The 14,558-nt window shown below is 66.0% G+C and carries 8 protein-coding genes; 5 read left to right on the forward strand and 3 right to left on the reverse strand.

What is annotated here, in order from left to right; all coding sequences use genetic code 11:
* Positions 1-370: 370 nt before the first annotated feature.
* The 5 genes from ACGF3I_RS25530 (at position 371) to ACGF3I_RS25550 (ending at position 12,209) form a co-directional block, all read left to right on the forward strand.
* The gene (locus ACGF3I_RS25530; RefSeq protein ID WP_393135786.1) at positions 371-8,281 is read left to right on the forward strand and encodes a polymorphic toxin-type HINT domain-containing protein; all 7,911 of its coding nucleotides are present in this window, start codon (positions 371-373) and stop codon (positions 8,279-8,281) included.
* Positions 8,259-9,257 (forward strand): DUF3710 domain-containing protein, encoded by a 999-nt coding sequence (locus tag ACGF3I_RS25535; protein ID WP_393135788.1) that lies wholly within the window; start codon positions 8,259-8,261, stop codon positions 9,255-9,257. The genes ACGF3I_RS25530 and ACGF3I_RS25535 overlap by 23 nt, the downstream gene beginning before the upstream one ends.
* A gap of 200 nt (positions 9,258-9,457) precedes the next feature.
* The gene (locus tag ACGF3I_RS25540; RefSeq protein ID WP_393135790.1) at positions 9,458-10,369 is read left to right on the forward strand and encodes a Dyp-type peroxidase; all 912 of its coding nucleotides are present in this window, start codon (positions 9,458-9,460) and stop codon (positions 10,367-10,369) included.
* Between the two features lie 580 nt (positions 10,370-10,949).
* Positions 10,950-11,183, forward strand: coding sequence for a DUF397 domain-containing protein (locus ACGF3I_RS25545; RefSeq protein ID WP_393135792.1), 234 nt, complete (start codon positions 10,950-10,952; stop codon positions 11,181-11,183).
* Between the two features lie 90 nt (positions 11,184-11,273).
* Positions 11,274-12,209, forward strand: a complete 936-nt coding sequence (locus tag ACGF3I_RS25550; RefSeq protein WP_393135794.1) for a Scr1 family TA system antitoxin-like transcriptional regulator — start codon at positions 11,274-11,276, stop codon at positions 12,207-12,209.
* Positions 12,210-12,221: 12 nt separating this feature from the next.
* On the opposite strand, the gene ACGF3I_RS25555 is transcribed toward ACGF3I_RS25550, so the two are convergent.
* From ACGF3I_RS25555 to ACGF3I_RS25565, 3 genes are all read right to left on the reverse strand, one after another.
* Complete coding sequence (locus ACGF3I_RS25555; protein WP_393135796.1) at positions 12,222-13,004, reverse strand: SAM-dependent methyltransferase; 783 nt, start codon at positions 13,002-13,004, stop codon at positions 12,222-12,224.
* Positions 13,005-13,165: 161 nt separating this feature from the next.
* Positions 13,166-13,687, reverse strand: a complete 522-nt coding sequence (locus ACGF3I_RS25560) for a hypothetical protein (RefSeq protein ID WP_393135798.1) — start codon at positions 13,685-13,687, stop codon at positions 13,166-13,168.
* On the reverse strand, positions 13,687-14,445 hold the full coding sequence (locus ACGF3I_RS25565) for a helix-turn-helix domain-containing protein (protein ID WP_393135800.1): 759 nt from the start codon (positions 14,443-14,445) through the stop codon (positions 13,687-13,689). The genes ACGF3I_RS25560 and ACGF3I_RS25565 overlap by 1 nt, the downstream gene beginning before the upstream one ends.
* Positions 14,446-14,558: the final 113 nt, after the last annotated feature.

A 14,558-nucleotide genomic window follows, 5' to 3' on the forward strand; every position in this document is an offset into this window, starting at 1 on the left:
ATATTCCGCTGGTGATCTCTAGTTGTGCTGTGTATCTTGTGACGTCCTCAGTGAGGACAATGAGGCCCAGCACGTCGTATGGGGTAAGACCATCCGGGGGGGAAGACGCGTGCGTGGATACCGAAGCGGGCCAAAGACAGGCCATCGGAGACGCCCGTTACTGGCCGTGGGAGCCGTGGTACTGGCACTGATGGCGGGTTCAACGTCGGCGGAGGCAATGCCGCTGTCTCCGGCAACGCCGCCGCCCGGGCAGTCCAGCACAACCTTGCCAGCGCCACCTTTACAGTCGTCGCCTTCTACGGAGAAAACCGCGTCTGTGCAGCCCCAGGCCAACAGGCCCGCGGCGGCAGCGCCGACCACGAACAACGCGGTGTACGCCTATGACGCCGCCGGACGTCTGGTGGGCGTGACCGACCCTGCCGGCGAGACAGCGCGCTACCGCTATGACGCCGCCGGAAACCGCCTGGGAGTAGACCGCTTCCCCTCCACTCAGCTGTCAGCTCTGTCGGTCGTGCCGCTGCGCGCCGCAGTGGGGGCCAAGGTGACGCTGTCGGGCACCGGATTTTCCTCCGTCCCGGCGAGCAATGCTGTCTCGCTCGGCGGAAGTTCAGCGACAGTGGCCTCCGCCACGACGACGCGGCTGGTGGTGACAGTCCCCCCTGGCGCCGCGAGTGGCAAGATCTCGGTGACCGCAGGCGGCAAGACCGTCCAGTCCACCGAGTCCTTCACGCTTGCTGCTCCTGCTCCGACCGTCGCCCAGATGCAGCCGGCCTCCGGGCCGACCGGCTCGCAAGTGACCATCAGTGGATCGGCGTTCGCGGCCACGGCCGGCGACAACACCGTCCGATTCAACGGCCGCCTGGCCGAGGTCACCGCGGCGGCTTCTTCCTCCCTGAAGGTGACCGTGCCGCCGGGAGCGACATCTGGACCGGTGGAGGTGACCACCCGAGACGGCCGGGCGACCTCGACCTCCTCCTTCTCCGTGGTTCTCAGCTCGGGAGACGCGCAGTACGACTCAACCGTCACGACCTCGGTCACCGACCCGAATCCGCCATCGATCGCGATCACCACGCCAGGGCACCAGGCCAAGGTGCTCTTCGACGCCGAACGAGGCGACGACATCAGCTTCGGCTTCACATCATCGACGTTCAACACCTCGCTGATGCTGCGCCTGATCGATCCTCAAGGCAATCAAGTCGGCGGTCTCGGCTCGCTGAGCGCCTCGGGCGGAGACTGGGACATCCGCACGCTTCCGCTGGCTGGCCGCTACACCCTGATCGTGGACCCAGGGCCGGGCAACATCGGCGCCGCGTCCGTCACCCTGTCCCATCCCGCCGGCGGCGCACTGTCTCTGACGGGTCCCTCGTCCGCGACACAGCTGACTCGGCCCGGGCAGAACGCCACCTGGACGCTGGAGGGCGGGTCCGGACAGTCGCTGAGCGCAGGCCTTGCCGTGTCCGGCATGACGAAGTCGGTCACGGCCCGCCTGTACGGGCCGAACGGAGCCGAACTCGACGGCACCTTCACCACCGTCTCTCCCGGTTCCACGGGCTCCATCAGCATTGACTCGCTCCCGCAGACCGGTACGTACACGCTCGTCGCAAACCCCGTGGACGGCGCCGTGGGAACCCTGACGGCAACCGGGTCGCTCTACGCCGACGCTGGACTGCTGGATGCGAGCGGAGCGGCCGGGCAGGTCCGGATCGACCGGGCGGGCCAGAACGGCTGGGCCCGCTTCACTGCGCAGGCGGGCCAGCGGATCTCGCTCGGAGCGGTGGCGACCGGTTTCGCACCCTCCTACGTCCGTGCCGAGATCCGCGACCCGTCCGGCAGCCCCCTCGACTCGCTAAGCGTGTCTGCCAACGCCACCGACCAATGGGACAGCCCCAGCCTGCCCGTATCCGGCACCTATCTCATCGCTATCAGACCTCTGTCTGCGACCACTGGAACCCTGTCCCTGACGTTGTCCCTGCCACTGAACGCGGGAACACTGACGACCAGCAGCACGCCGACAACGGCCAACGTGCAACGACTCGGACAGGACCTGGAAGCCGCCTTCAACGCCCAGAGCGGCGACAACCTCTCCCTGGGCATCACCGCGAACACGTTCACCGACTACCTGAACGTCAGCGTGATCGCCCCGTCGGGGAAAAAGATCCTGGACCGCGAGTACGCCCAATCGGCCGGGAACGCAGCGCTACGCCTGCAGAACCTTCCCGAGACCGGCACCTACCAGATCGTCATCGACTTCGCCCGCGGAGCAACAGGCACCCTGACCCTGACCCTGTCCGCGGACACCCCGCTCTCGCTCATAGCCACCGGACCCTCGCTGACGGCAGGGGCCAGCCGAGCAGGCCAGCGGATACGGGCTACCTTCACCGCGGCCATAGGCGACGACCTGGCGCTGGGCATCACCGGCGACACCTTCACCGACGCCGTCACGGTCAACGTGGCCACGCCGTCCGGAGCGAAGATTGTCTCCGACAGCTGGATCTCCGCCGGAAAGAGCAGTGCCCTGGCGCTCGCCGACCTGCCAGAAGCCGGCGTCTACACGGTTCTCGTGGAACCCAACAAGGCAGCCACTGGCACCGTGACGCTGACCCTGTCGGCCGATGCCCGCGTCACCCTCGCCCCCGATGGACCATCCGCGCCGCTCACCGTCAACCGACCAGGCCAGCGCATCAGAGCAGAATTCACCGCCCCTGCCACGACGTCACTCGGCTTCGCCGTAACCGGCAACTCCTTACCTCAGATGGCAGAGATCCGGCTCGTGGATTCCGCGGGCGGGGCCGGCAACTCCCTGGCCTGGATCAGCACCGCCTCAGCCCGGGCGAGCTACCTGTCAGGGCTGGCCTCCGGCGCACGGTATGCCCTGACGATCACTCCGGACTATGCCGCAACCGGCAGCCTGACCCTTTGGCTGTCGACCCCCGTACCGGCAGGCCAGCTGACCAGCAATACGCCTACGGCCCAGGCGACGATCAACAGGCCGGGCCAGCAGATGGAATTCACTCTTCCGGCCACGCAGGGCACCGGAATGACAACCGCGTTCAGCGGCAACACCCTCACCAAGGGCGCTTACCTCACCCTGATGGCGCCGGACGGAACGCTCAGCTCGTCGCCGCCCTACATGGGTTCGCAAGGAACGGGCAAGGTCAGCCTGCGCGCGCCGCTGGCGACCGGCACCTACCGCGTTCTGGTGCGGCCCGATGAGCCGGCCTCGGGACAGGTGACCGCGACGCGGATCGCCGACGTGGACGGCGGGGCTCTGGCCACGGGCAGCGCCAGGCAGCCTGCCGCCATCGCTGTCGCGGGCCAGAATGCCCACTTCACGTTCACCGGTACGGCCGGCGGAAAGCTCACCCTCGCGTGGGACACGCCGCCCTCCGCCTGGTACCTGTCCATTGCGGGCCCGGATGGCGCATGGCTGGCCAACGAGCAGTACAAGGGCACCAGCACCGTTTCCTACGACCTACCCGACCTTCCTGCTACGGGTACGTACACCGTCACCGTAGCCCCCGAAGCGCGAGCGACAGGGACCTACCGCCTGGGCCTGACACAACGGGCCTCCGTCGCGGGCCAGAAGACGAGCGGCCCGCAGGCCGCCGCAGCACGGCAGTCACCACCAGACCAACCCCGGGAGAAGGCCGCCGGCACTGTGCCGCAGGGCGCGGATGCCTGGCAGCCGTCGAAGGACAATCTCACGGGACGTGACTGGATCACCGGCCGGGGTGCCGCCCCCAAGGCGTCACCCGCTCTGCGGGCCCCTGCGGCGCAGACGGCTCTGACCGGACGTGTCCTCAAACTGGACGGCACGCCTCTGGCGAACGTCACCGCCCGGATCGGCGCCCGCTCAGTCCGCACCGATGTCCAGGGCCGGTTCCTGCTGGCTGGTATCAGTTCGGACGCCACCACGGTGGTCGTCGACGGTGCCACCGCCAATACCGCGGAGCGCCAGTACGGCCGCTTCGACATCCACATCCAGCCCCGTCCCGGTCAGAGCACCGATCTCGGATTCCCGGTGTGGATGACACCGCTGGACACCCAGCACACCGTGCACTTCGACGCCCCGGCCAAAGCCGAAGTCGTCCTGAAGACCCCACAGATCCCCGGTCTCGAAGTCCGCATCCCCAAGGGTTCGGTCGTGCGGGACGAGCACGGAAAGCCGGTCACCGAGCTCGGGATCACACCGATCGCCCTCGACCGCGCCCCGTTCCCGCTCCCAGCACACAGCGTGGTCCCGGTGTTCTTCACCGTGCAGCCCGGCGGAACCTATGTGTTCCCGCAGGGCGCGCAGATCATCTACCCGAACTACACCCACGAACCGCCCGGCAGCCGGGTTGAGTTCATGGACTACGACCCCGCTAAGAAGGGCTGGTACGTCTACGGCCACGGCCAGGTCAGCGCGGACGGCCGCCAGGTCGTGCCCGACTCAAAGACACGGGTGTGGGCCTTCCACGGCGCCATGTTCAACATCTCCGACCTGGTGCCGTGGGACATGTCCTGGCTCAAGGACGCCATCGACTGGCTGTCCGGCGACCCGGTCGATCTGGGTACCGGCATGCTCACCGACTCCCGCACCGACCTGGCGGTCACCGACCCTCTAGGCGGCGCGGAAATCTCGCGCACGTACTGGCAGGGCGACACCCACCAGAGAGCATTCGGTATCGGTCGTGACCTGTCCTACAACGTGCTGCTGCATTCGGAGAAGCAGTACCAGGAAGTCGACCTCTACCTGCCCGGCGGCGCAAAGATTCACTTCACCCGCACCTCGCCCGGCACCGGTTTTAGCGATGCCGTCTTCGAACCCCTGGACACACCGTCTGCCTTCCAAGGCTCCAAGATCGTCAACAATGATGGGCACTGGGAGCTGCAGTTCCGCGACGGCACCGTGTGGGTCTTCCCTCAGTACGCCCTGCTCAAGCAGATCCGAGACCGGCACGGCAACACCCTCGACATCACCCGCCTGAACGGCAACAAGGGAGAAGTCACCCAGGTAACCACACCGGGCGGCGGCTGGATCACTTTCACGTACGACACTCAGCACCGCGTCACCTCGGCCCGTGACAACACCGGCCGCACCACCGGCTACATCTACGACGATCAAGGCCGCCTGAAGACCGTCACCGATCCGGCCGGCAAGCCGATGTCCTACACCTATGACGGCACCTCGAATCGGATCGCCACCGCCAGCGACGCCCGCAACATCACCTACCTCTCCAACACCTACGACAGCAGCGGCCGTGTCAAGCACCAAACCCTGACTGAAGGCGCGACATACGACTTCGCCTACACCCAGACCGGCACCGGCCAGATCACCTCCACCACCGTCACCCAACCAGGCGGCGCGGTACGCCGAGTCGAATTCGACGCGAACGGATATGCCACCACCGACACCGCCGCCTACGGAACCGCCCTGGCTCGCAAGACCACCTTCCAGCGCGGACCAAACCACCGCGTCGACGCGGTCACCGACCCTTACGGACGCCGTACCGCTCTCGCCTACGACGCCCACGGCCATGTCACCCAGACCACCGAACAGGCTGGCACCCCCAACGCCCGAACGTCCGGCACCGCCACCTTCGACGGCCCCTTCGACCAACCCACCAAAATCACCGACCCGTTGGAAAATCCCACCCTCTTCGGCTACTTCGACAACGGCGATCCGAAGACGGTCACCGACCCCGAGAACCGCACCACGGCCTACACCTACACACCCCAAGGCCAGCTGAGAACGGTCACCGACCCCGCGAACGCCACCACCTCCTACACCTACCGGTATGGCAACGTCGAGACGGTCACGGATTCCGAGAACCGCACCGCCCGCCAGTTCACGGACGCGGCCGGCCGACCGGCCGTCGTCACCGACACGGCCGGCACCGCCACAGCGATCTCCTACGACACGCTGAACCAGCCCCGTACGGTCACAGACCCACTGGGCCAGAACACCGTTCTCGGCTACGACGAGAACGGCAACCTCACCAGCCTCACCGACGCCCGCAACAACACCACCATCTGGGGTTACGACCAGGCCGACCGCCCCACCAGCGCCACCGACCCCCTGGGCATCAAGGCCACCTTCGGCTACGACCCGGCGGGCTACCTCGCAAAGGCCGTCAGCCGCTCCGGCAAGACCGCCACCGCCGACCACGACCTTCTGGGCCGCAACAAGACCGTCAAGTACGGGGTGAACGTCCTCGGCCAGGCAGAATCGACCGCCACCTACGAGTACGACGACTCCCTGGACCTTCTGAAGAAGATCACCGACACACAGACCGGCAACCAGGTGTTCACCTACGACACCTACGACCGGCTCAAGACGACCACCGGCCCCACCGGCGCCGTCACCTACGACTACGACAACGCCGACCGGCGCACCCTCATGACCGCCGGCGGCGTGTCCACCACCTACGGCTATGACCGCTCCAGCATCCTCACCACCCTGACCGCCGGAACCCAGCAGATCGCCTTCGGACTGGATGCGACCGGCCGGGAAAAGACCGCCGCGCTGCCCGGCGGATTCACCCGAACCACCGGCTACGACACCACCGGCACCATCAAAACCATCGCCTACACCCAGGCCGGCAAAACCATCGGCGACCTCACCTACACCCGCGATGAACGCGGCCTCCAAACCGGACTGACCGGAACCCTGGCCAACATCGCCCTCCCGGCAGCCGAGACCGGAACCGTCTTCGGCAAGGACAACCGCATCACGACATTCAACGGCCGCTCCTTCACCTACGACGCCGACGGCCAACTCAGCAACGACGGCCAGCGCACCTACACCTGGAACGCCCGCGGCCAGCTCACCGGCCTAGCCAAGACCGGCCAGAACTCCACCTTCGGCTACAGCCCCCTCGGAGACCGCACCACAAAGAACATTGGCGGCACACAGCGGAACTTCCTCACCGATGGCTCCAATCCCGCAGCCGAGCAGAACAGCTCCGGAGTCACCACCGCCACCGTCACCACCGCAGGACTGGACGACTTCCTCACCCGCAGCGAAAACGGCCAGACGCAGATCTACCTCACCGACGCCCTCGGCTCCGTCCTTGGCCTCGCCAACAGCGACGGCACCATCGCCACGAAGTACGCCTATGACCCTGCAGGCCAGCCCATCGCATCAGGCCAGACCACAACCAACCCCTACACCTTCACCGGCCGCGAAGACGACAGCACCGGTCTCCTCTACTACCGTGACCGCTACTACGACAGTGCCACCGGCCGTTTCATCTCCCAAGACCCCCTCGGCCAGGCAGGTGGCGCCAACCTCTACCAGTACGCCCTCAGCTCCCCAACCACCTACAGCGACCCCACCGGCAACAACCCCCTGATTGCCGGATGCATAGTCGGCGGCCTCATGGACGGGGGACTGGACTGGCTTACCCAGCGGCTCTCAGGACGCAAGGTCAACTGGGGACAAGTAGCCACCGCAGGAGTGACCGGCTGCATGTCCGGGATGCTCGGCGAGGGCCTGGGCATGCTGGTCGAAGCCAAGGCCGGCGCCCGCGCAGCCGAAAGCTGCCTGCGCAATAGCTTCACCGCCGACACCCAGGTCCTGATGGCGGATGGGACCCCAAAAGCCATCCAGAGCATCAAAGTTGGCGACACTGTCATTGCCGCCGATCCAGAGACCGGTGCTTCAGGCCCCCGCGCCGTAACAGCTCTCATCGAGGGAACAGGCGATAAACAACTCGTTGATATCACCGTCAACGATGGCGCAGGAAACGTCAGGACTACCCCGGTCACCGCGACCGACGGCCATCCCTTCTGGTCGCCGGAGCTGCACCGGTGGGTGCCTGCGGGTGAACTGAAGGCCGGTCAATGGCTACAGACCGGCACCGGCACCTGGGTCCAGATCACCGCAGTGCACCCTCACGCAGAGGTCGGACAGGTATACAACCTGACCGTCGATGACCTCCACACTTACTACGTGCTCGCGGACACGATGCCGGTCCTTGTGCACAACTGCCCCGCCCGAGTGTCCCGGAATCCGGGAGATCTTCCAGATTTCGTCGATCCGAGCGGGGGCTACAACAGACCGCCCCGGCTGCCGGGGGCTTGGCAGGACGAGGAAGGAACCACTCGGAGAGTCACCGAAGAACTCGCCGACGAGGGAATCAACCGTAGGAGCAATGTTGGATCCGCGCCGGGGATAGCAGGCAAGATGGTGGACGGCCCTCAGCATCCCGGGGCCCACGGCCCGGCAGAGACCTTGGTCGTGATCGGAATCGTCATGGTAAGGACCTGGCAACGTGTCAGAAGAGGGCTCCACTGAAGTGCGAATCGCGACGAAGAGGATTATTGATGAGTTCCGTCAGCGAGGTGCACTGACTCCGGAGAGCGTGGAGTCCGCCGGCTTCGGACACTGGGACCGGGTGACACCCAGCTGGATCATCCTGAGCGCTCTCATGTCTGTGGTCAGGGCCAGACGGGAGAAGGGGAGATCCGCTGCGGCCCAGGTCCCCGTGAACCTGACGAAGACAGGTCTGAGTCGCGATGAGGCGGCTCTGGTTATCGATTCACTTCTCGGTGACGTTGCCGGTGCCCGAGAAATGCAAGCACGCGGTCTGCTCACGCTGCAGAGCATGCTGGGCCTGTTGTGCGCCATGGCCGATGAGGATTCGTTGTCCCGGCAGCAGCTCGATGATCTCTTCGAGATCGGGGAGGAAATTTGCCGGGAGACAGTGCAGGGCGGAGACCAGATCCGGCCGCCTGTGCGTGGTGTGGAGGTGGGACCATGGGACGCCAGTGAAGAGGCAGCGCCCCGACTTGAGCGTGTTGACCTGGGAGGATTGAGAGTCCCCTCTTCCGACGGCTTTGAACTCCAGCCGATGTATGCCGGTGACACCATTCTTGCGGTCACCGTGATCCAGGGGCCGACGGCGATTCAGCTGCAAGCCTTCAGTTCGGAGCGGGCCGGATCCTGGGCGGAGATTCGACAGCAGATGCTGAACCGGATGCGCGCGACGGGCAGTGACGCAAGCGAGTGGTTTGGCCCCGTTGGTGTCGAAATTAGAGCTGAGGTCCCCGTGACCGATCCGGCAGGGAAGCCGGCCAGAAAACGCATCAAGATACTTGGCTGCGATGGCCCGCGCTGGACACTGCGCGGCCTCGTGTCGGGACTTGGAGGGGAACCCGACAGCACCGATGACTGGGCCTACGAGACGTTCACGGAAACCGTGGTGGTTCCCGACGTCTGGGACGGCCGCGACACAACCATCGCCCTGCAATGGCCACAGGCTGCACGCTAGTGAAGCTGTCCCTGCCTGATTCATGGAGAGCTCTCGCCATGACACGGCGCGATCTGCTGCTTGGTGCGATGGTGATGGCTGGGGCTGGCGGAACAGGGGCTGTCATAGCCGACGTCGTCAGCCGCCGGAGTCCAACGCCCCCAGCGGAGAAGCTTCCATCGCCTCTGCGGGACTTACTGCCAGGTAGCTACACACAGGTGATGGCCGTCGATCGAGCCGGTCAAGGTCATTCGTCGGCCATGGACGCAGTACGCCAGCTGCATCGCGTCGTTACAACCGCCTCCACCGGTACGGTGCGCGCGTGGCTGGCTCTGGGCAGCACCGTTTTTCCCGACAACCTGCCACGACCGCTCGGCCTGCAACAAATGCCTGCCTTTCCAGGTGACGTGCTAGAACCTGAGGGCTCCCATGGAGACGCACTGGTGCAGGTGACCGGAGACTCCGCCGCGGTTGTCCTTGATGCCGTCGAAAAAATCGCCATGGAGGCGACGGCTTGGCGAACGCGCTGGCAAATCGACGGGTTCAGGCCCAAAAACCGCATCGACAACCATAAGAGCCTCACTCAGAACCCCTTCCACTTCGCTGAGGGTTTCGGGAACCCGACCAGCGATTCGGACATCGCCGACCGAGCTATCATCAGGCCATCTCCTGGTCAGCCGCCTTGGGCTACTGGAGGCAGCTATCAAGTCGTCAGGATCGTGCGACTTGCCACGGAACTGTGGGACAGAGATTCGATCGCCGAACAAGAGCATGTCATTGGCCGCCGGCGGGACGGGCGATGGCTGGACGGTACTCCTGCGCAAGGAGAACCGGACTTCGCATCTGACCCGCAAGGCAGAGTCACGCCACTCGACTCCCATGTGCGGCTCGTAGCGCCAGACAGGCACTCCCCTCCGCCGCTGGTCCGACGCAGCTACAGCTACAACCGAGGCAGTGAAGACACTGGTCTCATCTTTTCCTGCTTTCAACGCGATCTGAAAGCAGGCTTTGAGGCAGCCCAAAGGCGCCTGGAAGGTGAGGCCATGGCCAAGTACATCCTTACAAAGGGCGGCGGTTACTTCTTTGTGCCTCCTGTGGGCGAAGAGTGGATCGCGGCCGCATTCGGGGGTTGACACTCGCAGTGCCGTGGGACCGCCGAGCGGGGAGGGCACCGGCGAACGCATGAGCCGCACAGCGTGGTTGTGGCGGTTGGATGGGTGCGTGCCGCAGCCCCGTCACATGGGCCGTCATGGCCCGCTCCCTGTTCGATGACCTCGGCACTAAACACGGACATCAGCTGTTCAGCACGTTGACTGCGCTCGTCGCGAGCAGGTTCAGCGGTTAGCGCACCTGGCCGGTTGCGTCGGAGCAATGCACGCTACGCCTGCTTCGTATAGGCAGGCGGGGCCGTTGGCCCGTCCAGATGGTTGTGTTCCTCATGGCGTGAGGGTCGCTGGTGCGCCCAGGTCCACGATCCGCCACAGCACCGCGTCCTGATCGTTCAGTTGGTCAATCCTGCTGTTGGAGAACCCTTTTGGGGGACTCCCTCGACTGTGTGCTGTGGCCTAGCATCTGGTCGAGCCCACCCCCGTGCAATTGCATATGGGATTTCATCCCGTGGGAGGCAGTAATGCGTCGTGGTCCGTGTGCGGGTGGCCTGGTGCCGTTTCCGTGCGGTGGGGAGTCCGGTCGTCGAGCGAGAGGGGTCGTGGCATGCAGTACGGCAACGGTGTGTCTGCTGAGGAGATCACGGGCGCGGTGTGGGTGAAGAGCGCTTGGAGCAGTGCGCAGGGAAACTGCGTTGAAGTGGCGGCACTTCCCGGCGGGGAGGTCGCGGTCCGTAACTCGCGCGATCCGCAGGGGCCGGCACTCGTCTACACGCGGGACGAGGTGAGTGCGTTCGTGAAGGGTGCCAAGGGCGGGGAGTTCGACTACTTGACGGCCTGACTCCTGCTGGGCGGGTGAGCGCATCCGTCGGACATGCCTGGCTCGTTCTGGGAAACTGGCGTCTCTGCGCTGGTTTCCCAGGGAGTGGGTATGTCCGACGGTTCGGCACGACTGAATGAATCGACGGTGCGTCTGTTGCCAGAGGCCGTTTCGAGCGCCAAGCCGGAGTCGGCTGCACGGTTGTTGGGAGAGTTCCTGCGGCAACTGCGCAAGGAGCGCGGTCTGGCACTGAGGGATGTCGCCCCGGTGATCCGCGGGTCGGTGTCCAAGATCAGCCGGCTGGAGCGGGGGGAGAGTCCGCCCAAGCCTCGCGATGTGTACGACCTCGTCCGGTTCTACGAAGTCTACGACGGCGAGCAGATGTACGAGGTGGAGGCTCTGCTCCGGCTGGCGCAGGACGATGCCTGGTGGTCCAAGTACAGCGACCTCACACCGAACTGGCTGAAGCGCCTGATCGGTCTCGAGGGCGCGGCAACAAAAATCTCCGCGTACGAGAACCATGTAGTGCCTGGCTTGCTCCAGACTCCGGCCTACGCACGGGCGATCATCGCCAACGGCATGCCGGGTGCGGATCCGTCGGAGATCGAGCGGCGGGTACAGCTGCGCCTTGACCGCCAGCGCGTGCTGCACAGCGTCCAGCATCCTCTGATCGTCGCCATGCTGGACGAGGCAGTCCTGCGCAGGCCGATGGGTGGTCCGGAGGTGATGTGCGAGCAGCTCGACTACCTCCTGCAGATGGCCACCTTCGAGAAGGTCAATATCCGGATCGTGGAGTTCGAGAGCAGCGCCAGTTACGCGCCCAGCTACCCCATCACGCATCTGACCTTCGGTGACGGCGGGCCGGCTGAACTGGTGTATGTGGAGCACATCGACAGCGCTATGTACATCAGCAGGCCGACCGAAATCGAGCAGTACCGGCATGTCCTGGCCCGTGTGAGCGGCGCCGCTGCACCCCGGGAGGAGAGTCTGGACCTGCTGAGGACGGCCTACGGCAGGTACGCGCGTCGGGCCGGTCTGCTGCCGTAGTGAGCCAGAGCCTCAAAGCCGTGCGACGCCGCCCCATTCCACCCAGTCGTCTGCCCTGCGCCGGGGTGTGAGGCCGGGGTCGGGTCGCCAGTCGACGACGTCGACGAGTCCGGGTTCCAGCAGGTCCATTCCGTCGAAGTAGTCCCGGACGTCCTGCGTGGTGCGTACGCGGCCCCAGGTGCCGTGGGTGGCTACACGCATCAGTTCCGTAACTCCCGCGCGGACCTCTTCATGATCGCTGACCAACTGGCACACCACCAGGAAGCTCCCAGGTGCCAGACGTTGGGCGACGGAGCGCACCAGACCGGCGGGGTCGTCCTCGTCGGGCAGGCAGTGCAGCACGGATACGAACAGCGCTGCCACCGGCTGATCGAAATCGATGAGGGAGCGGACCTGACGGTCGGCGAAGATGGCATCGGTGTGACGCATGTCTGCCTGGATGACCGCGGTTTGGTCGTTCTCCTCCAGGGTGGTGCGTCCGTGGGCGAGCACGATGGGGTCGGTGTCGATGTAGACGACACGGGAGTCGGGTGCCACGCGCTGGGCGATCTGGTGGACGTTGTCCTGCGTGGGGAGCCCTGATCCGTGGTCGAGGAATTGGCGGATCCCGTAGTCCTGGGCCAGGACGCGAACCACCCGTTGCAGGAAACGGCGGTTGTTGCGGGCCAGTGTCTTGCTGCTGGGGGCGATTTTGAGGAGGTCCTCGCAGGCCGCACGGTCCGCGGCGTAGTTCTCGATGCCGCCCAGTAGCCAGTCGTACATCCGTGCAACGCTGGGTGTCTCCACGTTGATCATGGATGAAATGGATTTCTCCCGGCGCATCAGTGTCCCCCGGCCAGCCTCGCGCGATCGGAACCGCCCATGGTAGACGGGCCGTTGGCGGATGGACCAGACCACGTTCGAGGGACAGGGGTGAGTTACGGCCTGGGCCGGGGAGAGAAAATGCGCCCGTGCTGTTACGGGCGGAGAGCGCGCCGATGCGTGCCGCCGGCGGCACGCATTTCGCGGCGCGCGCTGGTGAGGAGCACGGCGATGTCGACGGCGCCGATGCCCATGAGCTCGGCCGCGGTCTCTGCCGGGAGTCCCAGCCGGTGGTGCAGGAGCACAGCGTCTGTCTGGCGGCGCTGCCATACATGCTGGATGAGATCGCCGTCCTGCCGGTGGTGTGCGGCGATCACACTGCCCAGGACGTACCAGGCCACCGCGCTGGGGGAGTCGGTGCGCAGAGCTTTCGGCCACAGGCCGGCGAGCTCGGTGAACGCCGTCTCCACCCAGCGGGCTGCCATAGGTGTGGCGGTGGCGCGCATGCGCGCGTAGGCCAGATAGGGGCGGCGGCGCGAGTGGCAGAACGCCTGGAACTCGACGCCGAGATGCTCGGTGGACGAGGGGGCGCGGCGCGGCGCTTGGAGCAGGCGCCGCATCTCGTCGTCCGGCGGGTTCGGCATGGGGAAACAGACCCGGGCCGGCGTGCGGGGCATCACAGGTCTTTCCTGTCGTGGACGTCGGAGAGGGGCGGCGCGGGGTCTTGCGGAGGGGGGAAGGACCCGTACAGGGCGATGACAGCGCTGTGCACTTCCCGCCAGAGCACGTACACGTCGCTGGGGCTGCCTCCCAGGGCAGAGGCCAGGCGGGCAGTGGCAGGCCAGTCGGGGAGGAGACGGCCGGCCAGAATCAGGCCGGCGGCGGTGGCCGACAGGCCATAGCCGTGCGCCAGTTGCTCCAGGGGCGGGCAGCCGGCTGCCAGGTGGAGCCCGCGCAGGGCCGCTGCCAGATCGCCGGCCGCGCCCTCGGCAGACATGCGCGCGGAGTGCACCTGGCCCTGGCTGCATTCCCACAGCACCCGCAGCTCGGCAGGGTCCCCGTGGAAAGCCATGGTGAGCATGTGCACCACCGGCCACGGCGGTACGTGCGCACCGGACAGAATCCTGACCATGTCGGAGGGCGCGAGGCCGATCCGGCACGCGGCATCGTGCAGCGAGACGTGCGAGCGGCTCTGTAACTGGGTCAGGGCCGCTCCCAGGCGTGCACTCGCCGCCGCCCCCCTGCGTTCCGGCGGGTTCGTTGTGGACAGACGCTCCACCTGTACCGGGTCTCGTCGACAGTCCGCGGCCGCAGGTTCCGGCCCGACGGTCTTCCCCCGGCCGCCATCGAGCCCGAGCGCTTGCAGAGCGGCTGTGGCCGCATAGCGCCGAGCCTGGTCCTCAATGCCGACCGACAGCTCCAGCAGGACACCCAAGGAGAGATGCTGCCGCTCCGCAGCCGTCAATTGAGCAACCAGGTGCTGCAGTTGGGCCGTTCTGCTGTTTCCTGCAGTCGAGCCGGCCGCTCGGGCTTCCGCCGCGTCGCGCT

The organism is Streptomyces sp. NPDC048111 (assembly GCF_043202815.1).
In the GTDB taxonomy this organism is placed as follows: domain Bacteria; phylum Actinomycetota; class Actinomycetes; order Streptomycetales; family Streptomycetaceae; genus Streptomyces.